This is a genomic window from Mycobacterium sp. Panama NTM2 (assembly GCF_054355555.1).
The window spans coordinates 5,421,282-5,445,103 of record NZ_CM135953.1; the positions used below are offsets into that span (position 1 = coordinate 5,421,282).

Here is a 23,822-nt window from a genome sequence, read left to right on the forward strand (position 1 = left end):
TCGAGATAGCGGGATTCTTGGTTCCGCTGGAAGGATGTCACCATGTCCCGAACCCGCCGGTCGTTCACGACTGAGTACAAGGTCGAGGCCGCTCACCGAGTCATCGACTCCGGGCGCACCATCGCCGAGGTCGCCCGCGAACTCGGCCTCAATGAAGGCCTGCTGGGCCGCTGGGTCGCCGATGAACGTCGCCGTGTTGAGGCCGCCGCAGCCCGCAACGACGAACCGTTGACCCCGGCCGAGCGCACCGAACTGACGCGATTACGGCGCCAAGTCGCCGAGCAAGAGAAAGACATCGCGTTCCTGAAAAAAGCCTCGGCGTACTTTGCCGCCAACGGACCGAAGTAGACCGGTTCGAGCTGATGGCCGCAGAGTGCGTCACCACCGCGATCACCCGCATGGCTCGCCTACTGGAGGTGTCGACTTCGGGTTACTACAAACATGCACATCGTTCCACTGCAACGGAATTGACTGATCGCCGCCAACGCAAAGCCGATCTGACCGTGAAGATCATCACCCATCACCGCGACTCCGGCGGGACCTACGGCTCGCCGCGGATCACCGCTGACTTGCGTGCCGCCGGCGAGGCGGTCTCGGAAAAGACGGTGGCCACGATCATGGCCGAGATCGGTCTGGCCGGGATCAGCCCCCGCACCTTCAAAGTTGCCACCACCGTGGTCGATCCGAAGGCGTCGTTTCCGCCGGATCTGGTCGAGCGTCACTTTGACCAGGGCCGCCCTGATGCAGTGTGGAGCTCGGACATCACGTACCTGACCTGCGGCGAAGGCGATATGTACCTGTGCGCAATCCGTGACGAGCACTCCAAACGGGTACTGGGCTGGTCAGTGGCCGACCACATGCGCACCGAGCTGGTCACGGACGCACTGGCCGCGGCCGTAGCCGTCAGAGGCGGCCAGGCCAGCGGCACCATCATCCACTCCGACAGGGGAACTCAATACACCGCTGCGGCGATGGCCCAGGCCTGCGCTGATGCCGGTTTACGCCGGTCAATGGGTGCCACCGGGATTTGCTGGGACAACAGCGGTGCCGAATCGCTGTGGTCGACGTTCAAGCACGAGTACTACTACCGCCACACCTTCGCCACAATGTCCGAACTCATTGCAGCCGTTGACAAGTGGATGTATTTCTATAACACTCAACGACGGCACTCCACGATAGGGATGCTCAGCCCCATCGCTTACGAACAATCACTGACCGCGGTCACTCAAGCCGCGTAACCCCTGTCCACTTTTCGGGGGGAACCTCAGCTGCGAGCATCTCGACCGTCGGCTTGACCTAAAGTTCGCATCGACGACCCACGGTTCGACGGCTACTTCACGCAGTTGTCCATGAGTTCGAGGTGAGCGCCCACAGAGCCACTGAAGATGCGGTTCCGTGCAGTGCGTCACGCTTCCGTTCTCGTCTTAGCACCAAGCCTGTTCCCGCTCGCTGCCAGCCGCTCGGATAGCAGGGATGGTTTCCCCGAGGGAAGTTAGCGTCCTTGTTAGATACCCACTGCTGGTTGTAAATTCACGCTTTGGTGGCAGGCGAGTACTGCAGAGGGTTGGCACACGACGAGCCTGGCCAACGCAGCATCGCTCAGCCCCGAGTAGACGTTGTGTTCAAGCTGTCGACGCGGCCTGTCGCGACGGAATCAAACGTAGGAGTGCCCTGCTATGCCAAACAATAGCGATAGCCTGATCGTCGATATCCCAGTCGAACTGACCAGCGTAAGCGTGGTGTTCAGTATTGCGTCGCTGAGCTTTGAGGGTGACCTTCCGGCCGCGTTGTTTCACGCGAATCTGATTCGCGATGACGCAACGGTTTGGGGCGTCGAACCGAACCTGATTGTCGTATTCCACACCAACGCCGGACATCCCGCGCTCAGCGACCAAGCGTACAACCGCGACCGTAACATACAGACCGGCAATCCATTTCGCGGACTCATCACCGACCTGATGGCCGCCGGTGTCGGTGTTGAACTGTGTGGAGCAACCGCTAGAGCCCACGGGTGGATCAACTCCGACACCATCGAAGGCGTCAAGGTGAACACGGACGCGATGGCTCGTATTACCCAGCTGAGCCAGCAGGGTTACGTGGTCATCTCTGAGTCGTAAGTGGCAACTCTGCCGCAGCTTCGAGATTCCATTGCTTTCACCGCTTTTAAGCGTCTACGACGTGTCGCGCTCACACCTGAAGGGGCAACCGGAATGACCGAGAAGATCGCAACGACCGATGGCGGCGCACCAGTCCCCAGCGTCGAGCATTCACTGACCGTCGGCCCAGACGGGCCGATCCTGCTCCAGGACCACTACCTGATCGAGCAGATGGCCAACTTCAACCGCGAGCGCATTCCCGAGCGGCAACCGCACGCGAAGGGCGGCGGCGCCTTCGGCGAGTTCGAGGTGACCGGCGACGTCAGCAAGTACACCAAGGCCGCGTTCCTGCAGCCGGGCGTCAAGACCGAGATGGTGGCCAGGTTCTCCACCGTGGCCGGTGAGCGTGGCAGCCCAGACACGTGGCGCGATCCGCGCGGCTTCTCGCTGAAGTTCTACACGTCCGAGGGCAACTTCGACATGGTCGGCAACAACACCCCGGTGTTCTTCGTGCGTGACCCGATGAAGTTCCAGAACTTCATCCGCAGCCAGAAACGCATGGCCGCCAACAACCTTCGCGATCACAACATGCAGTGGGACTTCTGGACGCTGGTGCCGGAGTCGGCCCATCAGGTGACGTACCTGATGGGGGACCGCGGCATCCCGAAGTCGTGGCGGCACATGAACGGCTACTCGAGTCACACGTATAGCTGGGTCAACGCCGATGGCGAACTGTTCTGGGTGAAGTACCACTTCATCTCCGACCAGGGTGTCGACTACCTCACGCAGGAGGACGCGGATCGCATCGCCGGCGAGGACGGTGACTACCACCAGCGCGATCTCTACGACGCGATCGAGGCGGGCGAACACCCGAGCTGGACGTTGAAGGTGCAGATCATGCCGTTCGAGGACGCCAAGACGTATCGGATCAACCCGTTCGATCTGACGAAGGTGTGGCCGCACGCCGACTATCCGCTCGTCGACGTGGGGACGATGACGCTGAACCGCAACGTCGTCGACTACCACGCGCAGATCGAGCAGGTGGCGTTCGAGCCCAACAACACCGTGCCTGGCACGGGGCTGTCGCCGGACACGATGCTGCTGGCGCGCGGGTTCTCCTACGCCGATGCGCACCGGGCCCGACTTGGGGTGAACTACAAGCAGATTCCCGTCAACGAGCCCAAGGTCGACGTCAACGCGTACTCGAAGGACGGGGCCATGCGCATCAAGTTGTCGACCGACCCGGTGTACGCGCCGAACTCGATGGGCGGCCCGGTGGCCGAGGATCCAAAACGCGTGGCCGAGGTGCACTGGATGTCCGACGGCGACATGGTCAGGACCGCGTACGCGCTGCGGGCCGAGGACGACGACTGGAGCCAGGCCGGTGCGTTGGTGCGTGACGTGTTCGACGACGCTGAGCGCGAACGTCTGGTCGGCAACATCGTCGGGCACGTCCTCGACGGCGTGAAGGAACCCGTGCTGTCTCGGGTCTTCGAGTACTGGCGCAACGTGGACCCCGAACTGGGAAAGAAGGTCGAGCAGCGTGTGCAGGCCAGCCTCGGGCGAAGGTAGAAGGCCGGTATCGACGTCCCCGCCGCGTTGGGCGGCCAACTCGTGAGCTTCGTACGTGTTTCAGATCTCGCGCTAGCGATCACCCCGGTGCGGCAGCATCGGCGTCATTGCGTGGTTGCTGGAAGGCGAGATCAACTATCCCCAGAAGGAATTGGACATGGCTAGTACAAGCTCCCTAGCGGGGCAGACGGTTTTGGTCATCGGCGGCACTAAGAACATTGGGCTAGCCATCTGCCGCCGCGCAGCGCAGGCTGGCGCATCGGTCGTGATAGCCGGACGCAACGCTGCGTCCGCGGCCGCGGCGGCCGCCGATCTGCCCGGCGCCACCGGCATCAGGTTGGACCTCGATGACGAGTCGACCATCGTCGCAGCCGCCGAATCGATGTCGGTCATCGATCATGTCGTTATCACCTCGGCGGCTCATCACAACGTTGCGGTCGCAGACGTGCAGAAAGACGGAATCCTCGGAGCGTTTCAGGCGAAGGTCGTCGGCCCCTTGTTGGTTGCCAAGCATTTCGCACCGAGGATGCCTGCCGGTGGTTCGTTCCTGCTGTTCTCTGGCATCGCCGCGTGGAAGCCGGCCGCGCCCTACAGCGTCATGGCGATCGCCAACGGAGCCGTGCAGTTCACCGCCAGCTCCCTTGCCAAGGAATTGGCACCTATTCGGGTGAACGCGATTTCGCCGGGAATCATCGACTCGGGAGCCTGGGATGCGATGCCGACCAAGCAACGGCAGTCATTCTTCGCCCAGTCGTCCGACGGCGCCTTGGCGGGCCGGGTCGGCACCCTTACCGATATCGTCGATGCTGCGATGTGGCTATTCACCGCGGGTTTCGTCAGTGGAGAGACCGTGCACGTCGAAGGTGGAGCACGCTACGTGTGACATACGTTACGGCGACGCGGAGAACCTGATCTAGTCTCGCGTGCTAGCCGATGGTTGACTGCGGTGGAGTGTCCGCGGCGGCGCTCCAACCCGAGGGTCGGTGACAGCCGCAGGCGTCGAGGCGCGACGAGCAGGACGTTGGCAACTGCGCGGCTGGGTCCAACCAACTCAGGCGGCCGCAGCTGTTTCGGGACATCCGTGGGCGGCCCCGTTGAACTGTCCGACCGCAGCCTCGATAGCAACGACGGGTCTACATGCCGGGCACGCCTGAGTCCTTGATGAAGTTGAGCAGGTCGGCGTTGATCACGTCGGCGTGGGTGGTGGGCATACCGTGGGGGAAGCCGTCGGCGTAGGTCTTCAACGTCCCGTTCACCAGCAACTGTGCCGACTTCGGGCCCGACGCTACAAACGGAACGATCTGGTCATTGACGCTGTGCATCACCAGGGTAGGAATGGTGATGGTCCTGAGGTCGTCGGTGAAGTCGGTTTGCGAGAACGCGACAATGCCGTCGTAGTGTGACAGCGCGTCACCCATCATGCCCTGGCGCCACCAATTCGCGATGATGGCCTCCGACGGCTCCGCGCCCGGCTGGTCGAAGTTGTAGAAGGGCCCAGCGGCTAGATTGCGGTAGAACACCGAGCGGTTGACGGCCAGTTGGGCCTGCAAGTCGTCGAACACGCTCTTGGGCAGCCCTTCTGGATTTTCCGCGGTCTGCACCATCAACGGCGGGATCGCACTGATCAGGACCGCCTTCGCTGCGCGACCCTCGCCGTGGCGGGCCAGGTAGCGGACCACCTCACCGCCGCCAGTGGAATGCCCCACGTGGACCGCGTCGCGCAGATCGAGGTGTTCTGTTAGGGCTGCCAGGTCATCGGCGTAGTGGTCGATGTCGTGGCCGCCGGAGGTTTGGGTGGAGCGGCCGTGGCCTCGCCGATCGTGGGCGATCACCCGGAAGCCCTCGGACAGGAAGTACAGCATCTGGTTGTCCCAGTCGTCCGAAGACAGTGGCCAGCCATGGCTGAACACGATGGGTTGGCCGGTCCCCCAGTCCTTGTAGAAGATGTCGGTGCCGTCAGAGGTGGTGATGAAAGCCATTGCCCTACTCCGTTATGGTCGTGGCGGGATGATCAAGACTCTGGGACTGTTCGGTGTCACGCGACCACGACGACTTTGCCGATCATCTCGCCGGACTCGACGGCTTGGTGGGCCTCCCGTATACCGGAGGCATTCAGGCCGTGGATCGTCTTGGTGACCGTGGTCTTGATAGTTCCGGCATCGACGAGCGCTGCAGCCTCGCTCAGGAGGCGCTGCTGCGCGAGCATGTCGTAACCAAAGAGGGGCCGCGTGAACATCAACTCCCAATGCCATGCGATGCTCTTGGGCTTCAGCGGGGCGAGATCCAGGCCTTCAGGATCGTCGATGGCGGTGATGTGTCCGAATGGGCGCATCACCGCGGAGAAGGTCTCGACGTTTCCGTGGGAGAAGGGCGTGAAGAGGTAATCCACGCCACCGGGAGCCGCCTGGAGCGCTTCCTCTTCTAGGTGGTGATGATCGACGACGTCGTCGGCCCCCATTTGCAACACCCATTCTCGCGATTCGGGTCTGCTCGCGGTGGCGATGACCCGGACCCCGGTCAGCTTCTTGGCCAGTTGCGTCATGATCGAACCAACGCCGCCGGCACCCCCGATGATGACGAGATCCCCGGTTGTGTCCTTGGTCAGGGCGAAGCGCTCGAACAGCGACTCCCAGGCGGTGATCGTGGTCAACGGCAAGGCGGCGGCTTCGGCGAACGTGAGCGTTGTCGGTTTGCGAGACACGATGCGCTCGTCGACCGCGTGCAGTTCGGCGTTGGTGCCGGGGCGGCTGACGTCTCCGGCGTACCACACCTCGTCCCCGATCGACAACGTCGTCACTTCCGGGCCTACGGCTTCGATGGTTCCCGCTGCATCGAAGCCCAGTACCACCGGGCCGTCGGCGGCGGTGAGACCGCGGTGCCGTTTTCGGTCGACGGGATTCACCGACACGGCGGCTACGCGCACCAACACGTCGTGCGGCCGTAACACGGGCTGTTCAACCGCGATGTCCTGGATGGACGTCGGGTCGTCCAGCGACAACCCCGCATACGACGCCACGGCCTTCATCGTGCTCATTTCGCATTGTTCCCTTCGTTCGGAAAGTGTCATATCGACCAACAGTGTTGTGGCAGATCATTTTCCGTGCTCACGCCGTGACGTCCAGGGCCGCGCGCACGATACTGTCAGCGTCGATCCCGTGGTATCGGTAGACGGCGTCGAGATCGCCGACTTGTCCGAAGCGACTGACACCCAGGGGCGTCAGCATGACGTTGTTGACCGTGCTCAGGAACGCCAACGTGTGAGGGTGACCGTCGAGGACCGTCACCATCGGGGCGGAACGGCCAGTTGGGAAGACCTGGTCGAGTATCCAGGTGGGAGCATCGCCGAGCCCGCGGCGCGCCTGCACGGACTCGAACAGAAGTCCCGGACTCGTTACGCACACGACGTCGACGCCGATACCCATGTCCGTCAAACGATCTGCCGCAGTCAGTGTTTCGGTCACCATTGCCCCCATCGTGACGAGGGTGACGTCGACGGCCGCGGCGCGCCGCAACGTGTAGGCGCCGGCGACCGCATGCTGACGCCGTCGCTCGCGAGCGGCGGCGTCGGCGGGCACCGCGGCCAGGGTCTGGTCGACGGGTCGGGTCGACAACCGAAGATAGGACGACGATCCGCCGGGGCGACCCAGCTTCCCGATGCACGACAGCAGAATCCATTCGACGTCGAGGGCGAACGCGGGTTCGTAACTCGTGCAGTCTGGTTGCTCGAGGCCGATCGACGGGGTCTTGATCGACTGATGTGCCCCGCCTTCGGCGGCCAGGGTCACGCCGGACGGCGTTCCCACCAGGATCGATTGTCCGCCAGCGTAAATGCCGTAGGACCACGGTTCCAACGCGCGTTCGACGAACGGGTCGTACAGGACACCGATCGGGAACAGCGGCTGACCCCAGCGGCTCCATGTCGCCCCCAGTTCGCCGATCAAGCCCACGAGGTTGGTCTCGGCGATTCCGAGTTCCATGTGTTGGCCGCTCGGGCCCTGTCGCCAGTGCATGAGGGTCTCGGCGTCGTCGTCGAACCAGTCTCGTTGCTCCGCAGGCGACCACACACCCACCTTGTTCAGCCAGCCCGCGAGGTTCGTCGTCGAACTGACGTCCGGGCTCACCGTCACCACTCGGCCGGCAACCGGCGGCGCCTCACGGGTCAGATCGAGCAGCGCCCTTCCGAGGGCGGCCTGCGTGCTCGAGGTTCCGCCGGGTGTGCGCCCGAAGTCGCTCGGGACACCGTCGATGACCGCACTTGCGTCGGGAACGGCATGTCGCGTGAGGCGGCTAGCGGTTTCCACACAGAGCCGCGCCTCGGCGCTCTGTGCGTCGAACGCCTTCCAGGGGAGATCGACATCGGTATCCAAATCGGCGGCCAGCTTTTGGTATTGGGCTTCGGTGAGCAGAGACGAGTGGTTCTGCGGATGTCCTTCGGTCGGTAATCCACGTCCTTTGATCGTGTAGGCGACGATCACCGTCGGCCGGGAGTCGTCGATCTGCGAGAACGCATCCCGCAACGCTGCGAAGTCGTGCCCGCCGAGATTACGGATCGCCGTGGCGAGGGTCTGGTCGTCGAGACCCGCAATCAACTGCGCGACGGAGTCGGCGTGGGCGCCGCCGCCCGGTAGGCGACGTCGCAGCTCGTCGACGTCGCATCGCAGCAGACGCTGGTACTCAGGGTTCGGCATTTCGACGATGCGGGCCCGCAGCGAGGCTCCGTGCTGCGGGTCGGCGAACAGGGATTGCAGCAGGCCCCCGAAACGCACGTTGATGACCTGCCAGCCAGCAGCATCGAACATCTGCTCCAGCCGGTCGGCGGCGATGTGGGGTACCACGCGGTCCAGCGACTGACGGTTCATGTCGATGATCCAGACGATCTCACCGAAGTCGGCCACGGCGGGATCCAAAACTGCTTCCCATACCGCGCCTTCGTCTAGCTCGGCATCGCCGACGAGTGAGTACTGCCGGGCCAACGCCGCGCCGCTCGAACGATCAGCTCCGACCAGGTCATCCGGCTGCCCGTACCTGCTGTCAACATAACGCCGTGCCATCGCTGCCCAGATGGGCGCCGTCGCTCCGATGCCGACCGATCCGGTCGAGTAATCGACGGGATCGGGATCCTTGGCACGGCTGGGGTAGCTCTGCAGTCCGCCGAATTCCCGGAGCCGAGTCAGATACGACTCGTCGAGCTCGCCAAGTAGGTAGTTGATGGCGTGGAGAACCGGTGATGCGTGGGGTTTGACTGACACCCGATCACCCGATCGCAGGTGCTCGAACCAGAGCGACGTCATGATCGTGACCATGGATGCCGACGATGCCTGGTGGCCGCCGATTTTCATGCCGGAGTTGTTGGCGCGACGGCGATTCGCGTGATGGATCATTGCCGTGGACAACCACAGAACACGGCGGGCGACGTTGTCGAGGATGCCATCGGCCGACTCGGCGTCGGTGATCTGAGCGGACCGGTTCTGCCTCACAGCATCCCCAGGAGTTGGTTGAACGCTTCGGTCATCGATGGATGGGTGTAGATGGAGTCCCGCAGTGTCGTCGCGGTGATGCCGTGGCGCATCGCCAGTGCCACGGTGTTGATCACCTCGTGGGAGTCGTAGGACAGGAGCGCCGCGCCGAGGATCTCATCGGTGTCGGCATCGACGACCACCTTCATCAGGCCGGAGGGCTGGTGCACGATTCGCGCCCGCGGCACGGTCGCCATCTTGGCCACCGGCAGCGCCGCGACCTTGATGGCTCCGACCGCTTCACGGGCTTGCCGTTCGGTAAGTCCCACTCGCGCCAACGGGGGTGTCATGAAGAGCGTGTAGGGCACGGCGACACGATCGGAGGTGGTTCGGGATCCGTTGCCGTTGAGTTGATCCAGTACAACTCGGTAATCGTCGAGCGATACGTAGGTGAATTGAGGGCCGCCGTTGACGTCACCGACGGCGAATATGTGGGGTTGACTGGTGCGGAGGTGCTCGTCGACCGCAATGGTGCCGTCGTCGCGGATGGCGATGCTCGCGCCCTCCAGGTTGAGGCCGGATGTCACGGGACGACGGCCCAGCGCCACCAGGATGCCGTCGGCTTCCACCGATGTTTCGCGGGCCCCGACGCGGTAGTGCACTGTCGACTCGTCGATCGAGGTGACGTCGGCCGCGCACACGATGCGCACTCCGGCCTCTTCCAACAGTTTCACGGCGACCGCCGCGACGTCGTCGTCTTCACGGCTCAGAACCGCCGGCTGCCGTTCCAGCAGGGTGACGTGGGCGCCGTATGCGGCGCACATCGCGGCGAACTCGAGGCCCACGTAGCCGCCGCCGAGAACGACCAGACTGCTGGGCAGTTGATCCGTGGCCAGTAGCTCGGTGCTGGTCATGGCCCGCGGATTACCCTGTAAGCCAGGAATACTGGGCCATACGGGTTCCGATCCGGTGCCGATTACGATGTGGTGGCCCTCGACCGTCACCACGCCGTCGTCAGTCTGGACCGACACGGTGTGGGCGTCCAGAAACGTCGCCGTTCCCGTCAGGACGTCGACACCGGGGATGCTGTCGAGCATGGCGTAGTTCTGTTCGCGAAGGCTGGCTGTCAGCTCCGCCGTCCGGTGCACCGCGGCGGTGTACATCTCCGGGTCACGGGGATGGCCGAGTGCTTCCTCGGCTGCGAACACCATCGACTTCGTGGGCACACAGCCGATGTTGATGCACGTACCGCCGTACATCTGGTTCGAGCGTTCGATCATGACGACACGTTTGCCTTGGCGACCCAGCGTCGCAGCGAGTGTCTTGCCGCCCTTGCCGAAGCCGATGACTACCAGATCCGCATCAATGTCACTCACATCAGTCTCGCTTCCGTCACAAAGCACGTCGATTCTTCGGCTGGACCCACCAACTCGGTCAGGGAACGCCGTTGATCCCGGGGTGCTGGCCCCCCGGAACGGTGGGTGCGGGCGGGGCCTGAACCGACGGCGTGAACTTATTCGCGCCGGTCGGATCGATGGCCTTCTCGGTTGGCGTTACGGTCGCACTCGACGTGGTGCTCTCCGACGTGGTGGGACTGGGCTCGTCGGCGTGCCCACATCCGATGACCGACACGGCAACCACAGCCGTCGTCATCGACCAGGCCGCAACCCGGCGTAATGCCTGTGCTCGAACGTTATTCATGCGGGAAGTCCTATCCTTCGATGTGCGGTGCGCATCGACCGTCGGTTCTCACTCAGTTGTTGCGGTGAACGCCGGGCGGCTCGGTCGGTGCCGGCGGGGCCTTGATCTCGGGGGTGAACAGGTTCCCCCCGTTGGGATCGATGCTCTTCGTCGTGGGCTCCACACTGGGCTGCGGGCCGGCCGGCGATGTGGAAGTGGACGTCGAGGTCGGCGCTTCGGGCTTGTCGTTCGAGCCGCAGGCCGAGACGAATGCAACCACCATCAGTAGCACCGCGGTGCAACCCGCGACGACTCGCGACCGTCGTGTTCGTTTCGTTGCTCCCACTTTCGTCTCCTTTGATCCGCGCCGCTTGCTTCGAGTTCTGCGGCGACCACCTCTCGCGCGTCGCCTGGCTTTCCGGGATATCGGTTGCCGCGCACGCACCGTCCGGAACCACGTTGTGCCGGCGGACTATCCAGCGGATCGTCGGCCGAGCCGGCGCGACGTGCTGGATTACGTCGCCGCGATGGTAGGCCCTGCACCTCGCTGTCCTGCAAGGACCGTTAGTTTCCTAGGCGACACCAAAGCTGGTAAAGCGACCACTGGGTCGCACCTGTTCCGAGGTCCTGCGCGTGCGCGTGAACCACCGACGACCTGCGATCCTTCGGTACCGCTCCCGCATGAACACGCTGCGCGGTCAGCACCGCGGTCACGAACGAGTGTCGAGGCGAATTCTGTCGGCCTCGTGAAGCAAGGAGTCGAGCCCTCGCAGCAGGAGATCGCGACTGAAGTCGAACCGGGCATCGTGGTCGCCAGACACATGATGCTCATGGGCGACCTTCACGGACGGGTACTGCGCCACGTCGACACCATGGTCAAGCCGCTGTCGCCAGTCCTCTGGTTCGCCTTGCTGCTCGAGAACCAGGCCCAACACGAGTGCCGAAGAGTGCCAGGTCGCCCAGGTTGCGACCTCTTCGGAGAACCCGGCGGCGAGGAACGTGCTCGTGAGCTGCTCGGACAGCGCGAGGGTGTTGGGCATCACCGAATAAGTTCCTGCGACCAGACGCGCACCGTCGCGGTGACGTAGCAGGGCGTGTCGATAACTGTTCAGCAAGGCTGCGAGCCGCTCTTGCCAGTCTCCCGACAGCGCGACGCTGCCACAATCGTCCAACACGGCGTCGGCGATCATCTCCAGCAGTTCGGGCTTGTTCTTCGCATGCCAATACACCGTGTTCAACTGCACGCCAAGCTGTTTGGCCACCAAACGCATCGTCAACCCGTCAAGGCCGACGTCATTCAAGACCACCAGGGCGGCGCGCACCACATCTGCCCCCGTCAAATTCTTCGGTGCCCTCGTCGACATGTGGTCTCTCCCGCCTAGTCGCACGCGCAAGCGGTGTGACGTACCGCGGTGCCGTTGATCAATGATCAACGTTAGAGCATACTGGTCTTGATCAAAGATCAAGGAGGCTGCCTTGTCGGATTCGTCGCTATCGCTTCATCCGGATCTGCGGACGGGCACCGCGGACCTGCCTGAACTGCATCTCTTCGCCGACATAGCGGCCACGCGCGCGGCTATGGCGGAAAACCCACCCCGATGTCCGGGTGGCGGTCTACTCGTTGAGGACCGGGTCATCACCGGACCCACCGGCGGACCGCTCACTGTGCGTATCTATCGCGCTCGCCAGGGCCCCGGGGACCAGCTGCGGCCGGCAATCGTGTGGTGTCACGGCGGCGGGTTCGTTCTCGGCGACCTGGGAACCGAGGACGCCCATTGCCGGCGTACGGCACGTGAGCTCGATGCCGTGGTCGTTTCCGTCGACTACCGACTCGCACCGGAGCACCCCTATCCGGCGGGATTCGACGACTGCTGGTGGGCAACGGAATGGGCCATCGCTCATGCTGGGGAGCTGTCGATCGATCGGACTCGGGTCGCCGTGGCCGGCCACTCGTCAGGGGCCGCAATGGCTTTCGGGTTGGCCGTGAAGTCGAGGGATCTGGGCTCGCCGGAAATCTGCTATGTTTTCATGGGCTACCCCGTTGTAGATGATCGCCTCGACACAGGATGTCGGAGTTGCCCCGAGGACGCGCGGTTCTTCGGTCGAGACGACTGTGTGGACATGTGGTCGCTCTACCTAGGCGGCGACGATCCTGCCGAGGCGTTGTATGCAGTCCCTGGGCGTGTCGTCGATCTTGCCGGCCTGCCGCCGATCTACGTGATGATCGGTGCACTGGACCCGAGTCGAGATGCCGTCCTGGGATGGGTGCAGCGACTCACCTCGGCGGGGGTCTCGGTCGAGTTGCATCTCGTGCCGGGAGCACCGCACATGTTCGATCTCTATGGCTCGGGGACTCCGCTGGTCGACAGGGCGGTGACGAACTGGTCGAGTGCGCTCGGTGCTGCGCTGCATCCGGAGGACGCGGTTTCCGTTCATACGCTCGGCGGCTCATCCGGGGGACGTGGCCGATCATGACCGCGGCCTTCGAGGAGCATCTGGGTCCGTGCGCACCACCGGCTCAGTCGATCGCTCGGTGCACGTTGTTCGAACTGCTGGGTTCCAAGTGGTCGGCGCTGACGTTGGACCTGCTCTATGCCCGTGGGGTAGCCCGCTTTGGTGAACTGCAGCAGTCTTTGCCGGGAGTCGGGGCCAAGATGCTCACGCGCACACTGCGACGTTTGGAGGCGGTCTCGCTGGTTCACCGGACGGTGTATGCGGAGGTCCCTCCGCGCGTGGAGTACGAACTCACCGAACTCGGTGTCAGTCTCGCTGAACGATTGGCCAGCATTCAGCGCTGGTTCGTCCTCAACGTCGATACCCCCGAGCTCCGCCTGGCACCGATTCGCTCGCCCAGTACGTCCACGGAGTCGCCTTCTGCGATGTTGCAGCCGCATCTCCACAGCGCACCGTCGCGTGCTGCCGACGACATCGCCTGTGCGCGCGGCTAGTCGAGGATTCGCCTGGCCACGTTCGCGGTGAACAAGTCGAGAAGCTCTTCGCCCCGGCCAGCCAGCACGGTACGGATCGCGTACAACGAGAAGCCTTTTGCCTGCTCTAGCGTGATCGACGGCGGAACGGACAACTCCTGGCGCTCGGTCACCACGTCAATGACGGCTGGGCCCTCGTGGGCGAATGCCTCGGCCAGTGCGGCGTCCAGGTCACCGGGGCGCTCGACGCGGCGGCCGAACATACCCAGGGCCTCCGCGACGTCGGCGAAGTTCGGATTCTGCAGGTCGGTGCCGAAGTTGACGATGCCGGCGGCCTTCATCTCCAAATCGACGAAATTGAGCGATGAGTTGTTGAACACCACGATCTTGACCGGAAGCCGGTTCTGCGCCAACGAGAGATCAGCTCGCCGAACAACATCGTCAGCCCACCGTCACCCGCGAACGCAACGACCTGACGCCGACGATCCACGGCCTGGGCGCCTATCGCCAGGGGCAGTGCGCACGCCATGGTGCCGTGGTTGAACGAACCGATCAGCCGCCGCTTTCCATTCATCGTCAGATAGCGGGCGGCCCACACCACCGGGGAGCCTACGTCGACGGTGAACACCGCATCGTCGGTGGCCATCCGACTGGCTTCTGCCGCAACACATTCCGGCCGTATGGGGGTGCGATCGCGATCGTTGACCGCGAGTGCGTCCAGCGATGAGCGGGTGTTGCGGTAGTGCCGCAGACAGCGATCGAGGTGGGTGCGGTCACGCTTCTGCTGTAGCAGCGGCTGCAGAGCGCTCAGTGTGTCGGCGACCCTACCGACCAAACCCAGGTCGACCGGGGTTCGGCGGCCCAGATGGCGGCCGCGGATGTCGACCTGGATGACCGTCGCCTTCTCGGGATAGAACTGCTGATACGGAAAGTCGGTACCGAGCATCAGCAGCACGTCGGCCTCGTCGATGGCTTTGTATCCTGACGCGAACCCGAGCAGCCCGGTCATGCCGACGTCGTAGGGGTTGTCGTATTCGATGTACTCCTTGCCGCGCAGCGCGTGCACGATCGGCGCCTGCAGGGTGGCGGCCAGCTGAAGCAGTTCATCATGCGCGCCGGCCACCCCGGCACCACCGAGGATGGTGATGTTGTTGGCGCCGTTGAGGATCGCCGCGGCGGCGGCCAACGACTCGTCGGTGGGCCGGACCACGGATCTGGTGGGCAGCACAGGCCGTAGCCACGGCGACTTGGCCATCTTGGCCAGGAAGATCTCGCCGGGCACCACGACGACGGCGACGCCTCTGTCCTCGATGGCGGCGCGCATCGCCATCTCCAGGATGCGCGGCATCGTCTCGGGTGTGCTGACCAGTTCGCAGTACACGCTGCATTCTCCGAACAGGTCCTGTGGATGGGTTTCCTGGAAGTACTCGGAACCGATCTCCGTCCGCGGGATGTGCGCGGCGATCGCGAGCACGGGGACCCGGCTGCGTTGCGCATCGAACAGTCCGTTGATCAGATGTAGATTGCCGGGCCCGCAGCTGCCGACGCAGACGGCGAGCTGATCTGTGAGTGCGGCATCGGCGCCGGCGGCGAACGCCGCGGTCTCCTCATGGCGGACGTGTTCCCAGCTGATGTCGCCAGCTCGGCGAATGGCGTCGGTGAATCCGTTGAGGCTGTCGCCGGGCAAGCCGTAGATGCGGCGGATACCGCTGAGCTTCAATACCGAGATGACGTGATCGGCAACAGTTGCCATGGCGATACCGGCCTTCCTCGACGTGGTCGATGACTCATGGGCGTGCGTGACTACTAAGCGGATGCGGCCATCTGTGCGGTGATGGCGGCTGTCGTGGTGACGTGGTGGGCGAGGTATTGGTAGTTCACCATCGCTGCCTGGTATCCGTCACCCCAGAGCGGGTGCCGGGGTCCGGCTGTGGCGTCGGTGACGACGGCCAATTCGAATCCCTGTTCCAGTAGCTCGCGCAGGTGCGATTCAACGCACATGTTCGCCAGCATGCCGCCCAGGATGACCTTGCTCACCCGGCGTTTGCGCAGTTGCAGAACGAGGTCATTGGTCTGGGGTCCGAACACCTTGTGGGGGCTGGCGACGATGGTGCGTACGTCGTCGATGTAGGGCTTGAACTCCGGAAGCCAGTCGGCACCCGACTCGCTGAATCCGGTCAGGTCCAATGCACCCGCACGGCTGAAGGTCCGTGATTCGAACTCGGCGGATTCCAAGGGGCCGTTGAAGTTCCAGTCGTCATCTGCGGGATAGAAGTAGTGGGGCGAGATAGCGACGTGGAATCCGTGATCTTTGGCGGCCTCGAAGATGGCGGTCATGTGCTCGACGGTTCCGTTCTCGGTGACGCTGTCTTCGAGCACCGCCCAGTTCTTTCCGCGCGGGCTCAGAACATCGATCTGGGGATCGATGAACACAACTGCGGTGTCGTGCTTGGTGATCTGCATATTCGGTTCCTCGGGATCTGATGAGTTGATTCGTAGACGGCACTCTGTCAGGACAGTAGAGGTGGAACCGTCGCGTCCACACTCACCTCGATGAGATGAGGCCGGTCTGCTGCGACACCGCGTGCCAGGATGTCACGCAGAGCGGCGGGATCGGAGACGCGTTCGGCCGTGCATCCGTAGCCGTTGGCGAGCGCAATGAAGTCCAGCCCCGGGAGGTCGAGTCCGGGCACTCCCGGTGTTTGCAGCAGTTCAGCGAAGGACTTCAGGATGTTGTACGCACCGTTTCGAGCCACGACGAACAGCACGGGGAGTCGCTGTTGGACGGCCGTCCAGATGCCCTGGATGACGTAGTTGGCGGCACCGTCCCCGACGATGCAGATGACCTTGCGGTTGGAGCCCTGCTCACGTTCGGCGAGGGCGACGCCGACCGCGGCGGGAAGTCCGTAGCCGAGGACGCCGCTCGACATCGAGTAGAACGACGCCGGGCTAGCTGTAGGGATGATTCGGCGTAGCTGGCCGACTGTTGACATGGATTCTTGAACGATGATGCTGTCGGCTGGCCGCACCTGCTCGATCGTCGTGTACAGCAGGGCCGGGGTCAGATGGTCGGGATCTGCGACAGCCTCGGGCTTCGGTGTGACCGCGACTTCGCGGCTGGCTTGGGGAAGCGCTTCGGCGAGAACAGCGCATGCGCGGGCGGGGTCGGCGAGGATCGAGGTGCCAACGGGCGCTCGCGCGGCTTCTGATGGGTCGTCGGTGACGTGAAACAGTGTTGTGGTGTCTGCGACGTATTCGCCGGGAATGTAGGGGTAGTAACGGAACACCGGCGCACCGATGACGACGACGACGTCGTGGTCGGCCAATTGCCGTCCCAGTGGACCGATGGCTGGTGGCAGTGGCCCCGCGAATTGGGGGTGATTCTCGGGGAATCCGGGTCTGCCTTCCAATGGTGCGGCGTAGACCTTGCAACGCAACCGCTCGGCGAGCGCAACGGCGTCGTCCCAACCCCCCGACTGGTCGACCGCCCCACCGAACACCAGGGCTGGCGCGGTCGCCGAGCGGAGGCCGTCGATGATCGGGGCCAGTGTGGCCGGGTCGGCGGCCAACCGTGAACTCACCGTGCGTACCGCTGGAATGCGCGCGACGGCCTTGTCGCAATCATCCATGGGGATGGACAGGAACACCGGTCCAGCGGGGGGAAGCACGGCGGCGGCATAGGCGCGGACCAGCGCTGCCGGGACATCCTCGGCACGTGCCGGCTCGTAGGCCCACTTCACGAAGGGCTCGGCGACGACGTGGGGGGCGGAGTTCGTCAAATACGGCTCCAGTAGCAGCATTTCGCGTGTCTGCTGGCCGGCGGTGATGATCAGAGGAGCCCGATTGTAGAAAGCGCTTTCGATGTTGCCGATGGCGTTTCCGAGTCCGGCGGCCGTATGCAGGTTGACCAAGGCCGGTCGTCCGGTCCGTTGCGCGTAGCCGTCGGCCATTGCCACCGCCGGTGATTCCTGCAGCGTGAGCACGTAGGTGAAATCGTCGGGGAAGTCCCGCAGGAGTGGTTCTTCCGTCGACCCCGGGTTCCCGAACATCGTCGTCAGACCGAGCTGACGGGCCACTTCGAAGAACGCCTCACGCACCGTGAACATGGTCTCAACTCTCGTTTCTATGCGGTTCGTATCGGATGGCTGAAGTGGCCGTCATACCGATACCGCGTACTTGCGGATCGCGGGCTCGTCCCAGACCAGGCCGGTGCCCGCAAGGTTGGGGGCCGTGACGTGACCGTCAACTGGTAGGGCCGGGTTATCCAGGATCGGATGGGCCCAGTCCACCCACTCCAACCAGTGCGCGGACGGGGTGACCCGCAACAGGTGGGCAGCGAACTCCGGGTAGAGGTGGTTGGAGTATTGGATACCTGCTGCCCCGGCCACTCCGGCTGTTCGAAGCCAACCGGTCACGCCGCCGATCCGCATCAGATCCCCCATGGCGTAATGGACGCCGCCGGCGGCCGCGAGATTCCACAGATCCCTTGGCCCGTAGTGGTTTTCGCCGAGCTGCAGCGGTGTCTTCACATGCCTCGCCAGCTGGGCGTATCCGCTGAGGTTGTCGTAGACGATCGGTTCCTCGAACCAGTACAAGCCCTGATCGTCGAGTTCGTGGCAACGCCGCACGGCGTCCCCGAACCCCAGCGCCTGATTGAAGTCCACCATCAGATCCAGGTGCGCTTCAGTGGCTCCGCGGACCGCCGAGATGGCGTAGAGATCGTCTTCGAGGTGTTCGTTGCCCAGGCGCAGCTTGACGGCGGTGAAGCCGCCGTCTGCGAGCAGTTCGACGGCCTCGGCTTGCAGCGTCGCCGGATCGTGGCGCCACAGTCCGTTGCTGTTGTACGCCCGTACCGGCCCTAGTGATCCGCCGAGCAGAACGGCCAGCGGCAGACCGGCCTGTTTGGCCAGGGCGTCCCACAGGGCCATGTCCAACGCCGAGGCCGCGATCCGCGACATGCCGGCGGTTCCCACGACGTTGGTTGCCTTGGCGGCGGAGTCGAAGACGTCGATCGGTGACGAGCCGCGAAAGACGACGTTGTCAACGAGGTCGCTGATTTCGGCGACGATTCCACGCACCGCGGACTGCCGGTAGGGGGCGATGTAGCTGGAACCCACGACACCGTTGGTGGTTTCGATATCGACGAGCACCAGGGGCCATTGATCGAATCGGCCGATGTCGGCGATCACGGGTCTACCCAGCGGCACGACCACTACGCGCGTCGATACGTGTCCTATGGTCAATCCCGAGTCGGCCATTTCCGAGACGTGCTCATCCATCTTCGGCCGCCTCTCGATCGTGGGGAGTTGGGGTGTCGACAAAGGCCGTTTGGTAGCAGACGTGCGCACGCCTGCGGCCAGGCCGAAACGGTAACTGCGAGACGCCGCTTTCCGTCAAGGCCCGCAAGTTTCCTCACGGAAAGCATTGGAGCGTACGGCGGGGCGAGGGGCATTCGGGACCCGTCCACTCTGACGCTCCATAGTTTCCTCGGTGAAAGTTGCCGCCCTTGCTTGATACCGCACATCGGCGATTACGTTGGCGGCGTCGTTGCATGTTGGTCGCTGGAAGGAATGTCGTGCCCAGACCCGTCCGCGTTGGACACATTGGACTGTCGTTTCACGATGCCGCCGCCGAACAGGTCGAATTGGTGCTGCGCTCCCACGGTCACGACGTCGAGCGGACCTCAGCGCCGCACTCGTTGATGTTCGAGGCGTTGGGCAGATCCGAAGTGGACGTGCTCGTCGCGGCATGGTTGCCGTGGAGTCACGGCCAGTACTTCGCCCCGCTCGCCGATAAGGTGCGCATGCTCAGCGTCCTATACGAGCCCTACCCGATCTGGGGAGTCCCGGATTACGTACCTGCGGAAATCGCGTCCATACCCGATCTCCTGAATCCGCTCGCGCTCGAGCGCATGGATCGCCGCATCCAGGGGATGGCGCCCGGGGCCGGTATCAGTGAGATGTCCCCGCGGGCCGTCAGTGAGTACGGGCTTGACGGCGCCGGTTACCACTTCGAGAACGGCACCGAGGATGACTGCATTCAGCGCTTCATCGACGCCGTAGGGGATCAGCAGTGGGTGGTGATGCCGTTCTGGCATCCGCAGGCCCTGCACGCACGTTTCCGGATTCGCCGGCTGCAAGACCCGAAGGTGATCCTCGGAGCGACCGACAACGCCACCTTGCTCGTCTTGCGGGACTCCGAACATCTCATCGGAGAGGCGGCCCTGGCCGATCTCGCTCAGCTGTACATCGGCAACGAGATGCTCGTACGACTCGACGCGGCGATCCGTAAACGCTCGTCCAGCCCGTACACGGACTTCTCGGCATGACAGCGCCCGCGCCCGACGAGCGCACCACTGCAGGCGAACTCGCTCACTCCCTACTGCGGCGTCCCGGCACGCTCTACCAGACATCGACCATCGCCGCCCTGTTGGAAGGCGTCTACGACAGCGACGTCACGATCGCCCAGCTGCTCACCCACGGCGACTTCGGACTGGGCACGTTCAACCACCTCGACGGTGAGATGGTCGTGCTCGACGGCATCTGCTACCACCTGCACTCGGACGGCACCGCGGTGCTCGCCGGTCCCGACGAACGGACGCCGTTCGCCGCGGTGACCTACTTCGCCCCCGAGGTGGTGCTCCCCGTCGAGCAACCCTCCCCCTTCGCGGCGATGCGCAACGTGATCGACGCTGCCATCGGCAGCTCCAACGCGATCGTGGCGATACGCGTCTCCGGCACGTTCAGCGAGGTTCGTACCAGAACGCTGGCCGAACAGCACCGTCCCTACCCACGCCTCGCCGATGCGACCACGGGCCAACAGGAAGCGACCTTTGGCGCGATCTCGGGGAATCTGGTCGGCTATCGCACCCCGGCATTCGAACAAGGCATATCGGTAGCCGGCTACCACCTGCACTTCATCGATGAATCGCGCCAACACGGTGGACACGTCCTGGACTGCCAACTCGAGTCGGGTCGGATCGAACTGGCAGTGGAAAGCGACCTGCATCTGAGCCTGCCTCAAACGGCTGAATTCCTCGCCGCCACATCTCATCACGATTCCATGGACGCCGAGATCAGGCGCGTGGAAGGTTCGCTCTCACAGGATTGACGAGCATGACAACACCCCATCCGCAACGCGCGCTGGGTGCCTTCGAGCGGCTCTTCTACCGCTACTCCGAACGCAACCCGCTTCACTTCGCGTTCGTTGCTGAATTTCCCTCTGAAATCGGCGATCCCGCGCTTAGGGCTGCACTTCGCGCCGTTCAGGCGCGGCACCCGCTGCTGCGTGTGTCGGTCGAGGACGACGGCACCGGTGGTCCCGTGTTCATCGCCCAGGCGTCGGTGCGACCGATCCCCCTACAACGCGTCGCAGACACCTCCGCCCAGTGGACGCACATCGCGGCCGTCGAACTGTCCACGCCGTTCGATCGCCAAGCAGCTCCCCTGGTGCGCGCGACGCTCATGGCGGGACCGCTGCGCAGCACCATCCTGCTGACGTTCGATCACACCATCGCCGACGGCATCTCATCGGCTCTGATCGTCGAGGACCTGGTGTCCGCGCTCAACGGTGTCGAACTCCCACCGCTCCCTCTGCCGCCGCCGCAGGAAGTGATGCTGGCGCAGCACCCACCACGTGTCCCGGGTTCGGCGCTGTCACCAGACTCCGTGCCGGCCGCAGATCCGCACCTGAGTGCCATGAGCACGATCCGACCGTTCGACAGAACCCCTCCTCACCTCGCTACCTGCGAGTGGACCGAGAAGGACACCGCCGCCCTGGTCGAGCAGTGCCGAACCCACGGAACTACCGTGCACTCGGCGATCGTCGTTGCGGCATCACGGACATTCGCGGGTTCCCGCAGCCTGCCCTACGTACGAGTGTTGTCCCCCATCAACTTTCGCGGGTTGATCGGAAACCCGAACGACTGTGCCGACTACTTCATGGCCGCCCGCACGGGAATGGCCACCACCGATCGCGCCTCGTTCTGGGACGATGCGCGCGACGTGCTGGATCAGCTCCGGCCGTTGAGATCAGCACACGGTATACGCACGGCGTCTGAGACGGTGCAGTCCATGGTGCCGGCCCGTATCAGCGCACACGGGGCGCAGCAGTTCCTGCTCAATGGACTCAGCCACGACCTGACCGTCACCAATCTCGGTGTACGAAAGAACGACTCCGATCCTGTCCGCGCGATCCGGCCCGACGCCCTGTGGGGCCCGATCCTGCTGAATCAGATCGCCGACGAGACCGTCACCGGCGTCACGACGTACCAGGGCCGGCTTCGGATGGTTACCACCAGCTACACGCCACCAGGGGACTTCCTCGATGCCATGGTCGATCGGTTACTGCACGTCGTCCGCTGAATTCTCACCGCAGCACTCGTCGCGTACCCGTTGGATCATCATCAGCAGGCAGGGCTCATCGCCGGCCTGACCGCTGCGGTGTCCGTGTCCACCGGCTCCGGCGGCAGTGGTGTGCTGATCGGCTCCCCAATGCAGATCACCCGGCCCGAACGCCACTCGCGTCCCGTCCTGCGCTTCAATGAACCACCGACCGCGCAACGCGACCACCCATTGCGGATGCGGGCTCTCGTGCCAGTCACCAACCCAACCGACGGGTAGAACGAGAAAGGACACGTTGTCGAAGTGACCGGGAACGTCCTTGGCGGCTGTCGGAGCCGCCTGCCCACCCACCGATCTGACCACGAATCCGGCGAGCTCGGCTTCGGCGATCGTGCTCAGACCGGACGCCCCGGTAACGAGCCGGTGGTAGGAGGCGACCGGCCCCGCCGCCGTGTGCCGAAGCTCTGTCATATCAATGCGCTCAACGCGTTTCGCCGGTGTACTGCAGAACGTCGAGGCCACCGTTGTAATCGGTGGTGAACGTCACCCCGTCGTCGCGGACGTACACGTCCGCGGTCTGCACGACCGGTTTGCCGCCGGGACGAGGGTCGATCACGCGGTCCGGCTGTCCGGGCACGAACGCGGCCACCTGGACGGGCTGAAACGGATCCGATAGATCGTAGGCACGCACCCCGGCGTTCTGGTAGGTGGCGAAGACGATCTCCTCGGACACGAAGCTCCCCGGCCGGTTCTCGTGCAGATTGTGCGGACCGAAGTGACGCCCCTTGTGGGCGTAGTCGTCCTCATCGGGTGTGGGGAACGTCGCGATGCTGATCGGGTTCTCGGGCTCCCGCACGTCGAACACCCAGACGTGTTTGAGGCCGTCGGCGAGGTCGTCGGCGGTGGCCTCATCGGCCACGACCAACAGGCCGCGACCCGGCAACGGCAACGCGGTGTGCGTACCGCCGCCGAAAGGGGGCGACCAGTTGCGGTACGAGATCTGTCGGGGACGTCGCCGATCGCTGATGTCCAGCAAGGCCAGACCGCCGTCGCGCCATGACGCATAAGCGGTGTCGCCGTCGATGATGGCGTGATGCAGCGCGTATCGCCACTTGTCCTCATCCCAGCCCGGAGTCTCGCCGGCAGCGGAATTCATTCCAGGAAGCCAGTATTCGCCGATGAACGAGGGCCTGGCGGGGTCATGCAGGTCGATGATCTTGAACACGTAGTCGGTGAAGCCCTCCGACAACACCGAGGCGTACGCGTAGCGCCCACCGGGGAACCACAGGCGATGCACTCCAACGCCCTCGACCGGGAGGAACGAGATCTGACGCGGTTTGGCGGGATCGGAGATGTCGTAGACGGCGACGCCGGCACTCCAGTCCTTGGTTGACTGCTGCAGTCGGGTGCCTACCGAGCCGGTGTAGTAGCTCTGTTCGACGTCGAACTGTTTCCACAGGTCCTTGGCGTGGATGACCAGCAGAAGGTCATCGGCGGCCTGCAGATGGATGTTCCACGTGTTCTCCGGCGCCGGGTGGAATCCGACGGTGCGCGGTTCGCGGGGACTGGACACGTCGATGACCGAGAATCCGCTGTTGAACAGGTGCCCGACGTAAACATGCTCACGCCAGTACTGCACTTGCATCGCGTCGGGCCGCCCACCCTGATCGGAGTGGCCCAGGTGGATGAACCCGGTCGCGAGGTCGGGGGCTCTCACGGCCGCACCCCGTCGCGTGATCCGGCAGTGAC

21 protein-coding genes and 1 pseudogene are annotated in these 23,822 nt (G+C 64.0%); 10 read left to right on the forward strand and 12 right to left on the reverse strand.

Annotated elements, in window-relative coordinates; all coding sequences use genetic code 11:
* The first annotated feature begins 42 nt into the window (after positions 1-42).
* The 5 genes from ACXYX3_RS26075 to ACXYX3_RS26095 all read left to right on the forward strand — a co-directional run bounded on the left by ACXYX3_RS26075 (position 43) and on the right by ACXYX3_RS26095 (position 4,551).
* Complete coding sequence (locus ACXYX3_RS26075; RefSeq protein ID WP_003891404.1) at positions 43-348, forward strand: transposase; 306 nt, start codon at positions 43-45, stop codon at positions 346-348.
* Positions 261-1,238, forward strand: a complete 978-nt coding sequence (locus ACXYX3_RS26080; RefSeq protein ID WP_458612238.1) for an IS3 family transposase — start codon at positions 261-263, stop codon at positions 1,236-1,238. Before ACXYX3_RS26075 ends, ACXYX3_RS26080 begins: the two co-directional genes overlap by 88 nt.
* A gap of 438 nt (positions 1,239-1,676) precedes the next feature.
* Entirely contained in the window at positions 1,677-2,117 is a 441-nt protein-coding gene (locus ACXYX3_RS26085; RefSeq protein WP_029372812.1) for a DsrE family protein, read from the forward strand.
* A 93-nt stretch (positions 2,118-2,210) separates the two neighbouring features.
* Positions 2,211-3,668, forward strand: coding sequence for a catalase (locus ACXYX3_RS26090; protein WP_458609594.1), 1,458 nt, complete (start codon positions 2,211-2,213; stop codon positions 3,666-3,668).
* Positions 3,669-3,783: 115 nt separating this feature from the next.
* Positions 3,784-4,551, forward strand: coding sequence for an SDR family oxidoreductase (locus ACXYX3_RS26095; RefSeq protein WP_236732177.1), 768 nt, complete (start codon positions 3,784-3,786; stop codon positions 4,549-4,551).
* Between the two features lie 250 nt (positions 4,552-4,801).
* On the opposite strand, the gene ACXYX3_RS26100 is transcribed toward ACXYX3_RS26095, so the two are convergent.
* The 6 genes from ACXYX3_RS26100 to ACXYX3_RS26125 all read right to left on the reverse strand — a co-directional run bounded on the left by ACXYX3_RS26100 (position 4,802) and on the right by ACXYX3_RS26125 (position 12,126).
* A complete protein-coding gene (locus ACXYX3_RS26100) occupies positions 4,802-5,647 on the reverse strand; it encodes an alpha/beta fold hydrolase (RefSeq protein ID WP_458609595.1) in 846 nt (281 codons plus the stop codon).
* Positions 5,648-5,703: 56 nt separating this feature from the next.
* Positions 5,704-6,702: a zinc-binding alcohol dehydrogenase family protein gene (locus ACXYX3_RS26105; RefSeq protein WP_029372807.1), complete on the reverse strand. Its 999-nt coding sequence runs from the start codon at positions 6,700-6,702 to the stop codon at positions 5,704-5,706.
* 70 nt (positions 6,703-6,772) lie between these two features.
* Positions 6,773-9,145: a transketolase-like TK C-terminal-containing protein gene (locus tag ACXYX3_RS26110; RefSeq protein ID WP_458609596.1), complete on the reverse strand. Its 2,373-nt coding sequence runs from the start codon at positions 9,143-9,145 to the stop codon at positions 6,773-6,775.
* The gene (locus tag ACXYX3_RS26115; protein ID WP_458609597.1) at positions 9,142-10,500 is read right to left on the reverse strand and encodes an FAD-dependent oxidoreductase; all 1,359 of its coding nucleotides are present in this window, start codon (positions 10,498-10,500) and stop codon (positions 9,142-9,144) included. The genes ACXYX3_RS26110 and ACXYX3_RS26115 overlap by 4 nt, the downstream gene beginning before the upstream one ends.
* A gap of 377 nt (positions 10,501-10,877) precedes the next feature.
* On the reverse strand, positions 10,878-11,087 hold the full coding sequence (locus ACXYX3_RS26120; RefSeq protein WP_051244253.1) for a hypothetical protein: 210 nt from the start codon (positions 11,085-11,087) through the stop codon (positions 10,878-10,880).
* 427 nt (positions 11,088-11,514) lie between these two features.
* Positions 11,515-12,126 (reverse strand): TetR/AcrR family transcriptional regulator C-terminal domain-containing protein, encoded by a 612-nt coding sequence (locus ACXYX3_RS26125; RefSeq protein ID WP_458609598.1) that lies wholly within the window; start codon positions 12,124-12,126, stop codon positions 11,515-11,517.
* Positions 12,127-12,382: 256 nt separating this feature from the next.
* On the opposite strand from ACXYX3_RS26125, the gene ACXYX3_RS26130 reads away from it, so the two are divergent.
* Both ACXYX3_RS26130 and ACXYX3_RS26135 read left to right on the forward strand, forming a co-directional pair.
* On the forward strand, positions 12,383-13,279 hold the full coding sequence (locus tag ACXYX3_RS26130; protein WP_458612239.1) for an alpha/beta hydrolase: 897 nt from the start codon (positions 12,383-12,385) through the stop codon (positions 13,277-13,279).
* Entirely contained in the window at positions 13,276-13,752 is a 477-nt protein-coding gene (locus ACXYX3_RS26135; protein WP_029372799.1) for a winged helix-turn-helix transcriptional regulator, read from the forward strand. The genes ACXYX3_RS26130 and ACXYX3_RS26135 overlap by 4 nt, the downstream gene beginning before the upstream one ends.
* Here the strand turns inward: ACXYX3_RS26135 and poxB are convergent.
* From poxB to ACXYX3_RS26155, 4 genes and pseudogenes are all read right to left on the reverse strand, one after another.
* Positions 13,749-15,484, reverse strand: a pseudogene (poxB, locus tag ACXYX3_RS26140) (ubiquinone-dependent pyruvate dehydrogenase). The gene ACXYX3_RS26135 and the pseudogene poxB overlap by 4 nt on opposite strands.
* A gap of 53 nt (positions 15,485-15,537) precedes the next feature.
* Positions 15,538-16,194 carry an isochorismatase family protein gene (locus tag ACXYX3_RS26145; protein WP_458609599.1) on the reverse strand — a complete coding sequence of 219 codons (657 nt, stop codon included), beginning with the start codon at positions 16,192-16,194 and terminating at the stop codon, positions 15,538-15,540.
* A 47-nt stretch (positions 16,195-16,241) separates the two neighbouring features.
* A complete protein-coding gene (gene mdlC / locus ACXYX3_RS26150; protein WP_458609600.1) occupies positions 16,242-17,837 on the reverse strand; it encodes a benzoylformate decarboxylase in 1,596 nt (531 codons plus the stop codon).
* Between the two features lie 51 nt (positions 17,838-17,888).
* Positions 17,889-19,010, reverse strand: coding sequence for an enolase C-terminal domain-like protein (locus tag ACXYX3_RS26155; RefSeq protein WP_458609601.1), 1,122 nt, complete (start codon positions 19,008-19,010; stop codon positions 17,889-17,891).
* Between the two features lie 296 nt (positions 19,011-19,306).
* Here ACXYX3_RS26155 and ACXYX3_RS26160 point away from each other — a divergent pair, with 296 nt between their 5' ends.
* The 3 genes from ACXYX3_RS26160 to ACXYX3_RS26170 are packed head-to-tail and all read left to right on the forward strand — an operon-like array spanning position 19,307 to position 22,094.
* Positions 19,307-20,059 (forward strand): glycine betaine ABC transporter substrate-binding protein, encoded by a 753-nt coding sequence (locus ACXYX3_RS26160; RefSeq protein ID WP_458609602.1) that lies wholly within the window; start codon positions 19,307-19,309, stop codon positions 20,057-20,059.
* Positions 20,056-20,841 carry an acetolactate decarboxylase gene (gene budA / locus ACXYX3_RS26165; protein WP_458609603.1) on the forward strand — a complete coding sequence of 262 codons (786 nt, stop codon included), beginning with the start codon at positions 20,056-20,058 and terminating at the stop codon, positions 20,839-20,841. The genes ACXYX3_RS26160 and budA overlap by 4 nt, the downstream gene beginning before the upstream one ends.
* A gap of 5 nt (positions 20,842-20,846) precedes the next feature.
* Positions 20,847-22,094 (forward strand): condensation domain-containing protein, encoded by a 1,248-nt coding sequence (locus ACXYX3_RS26170; RefSeq protein ID WP_458609604.1) that lies wholly within the window; start codon positions 20,847-20,849, stop codon positions 22,092-22,094.
* Here the strand turns inward: ACXYX3_RS26170 and ACXYX3_RS26175 are convergent.
* Together ACXYX3_RS26175 and ACXYX3_RS26180 are read right to left on the reverse strand one after the other, a co-directional pair.
* Entirely contained in the window at positions 22,074-22,544 is a 471-nt protein-coding gene (locus tag ACXYX3_RS26175; RefSeq protein WP_458609605.1) for a cupin domain-containing protein, read from the reverse strand. The two genes, ACXYX3_RS26170 and ACXYX3_RS26175, sit on opposite strands and share 21 nt — an antisense overlap.
* Before the next feature lie 10 nt (positions 22,545-22,554).
* Positions 22,555-23,790, reverse strand: a complete 1,236-nt coding sequence (locus tag ACXYX3_RS26180; RefSeq protein WP_458609606.1) for an LVIVD repeat-containing protein — start codon at positions 23,788-23,790, stop codon at positions 22,555-22,557.
* Positions 23,791-23,822: the final 32 nt, after the last annotated feature.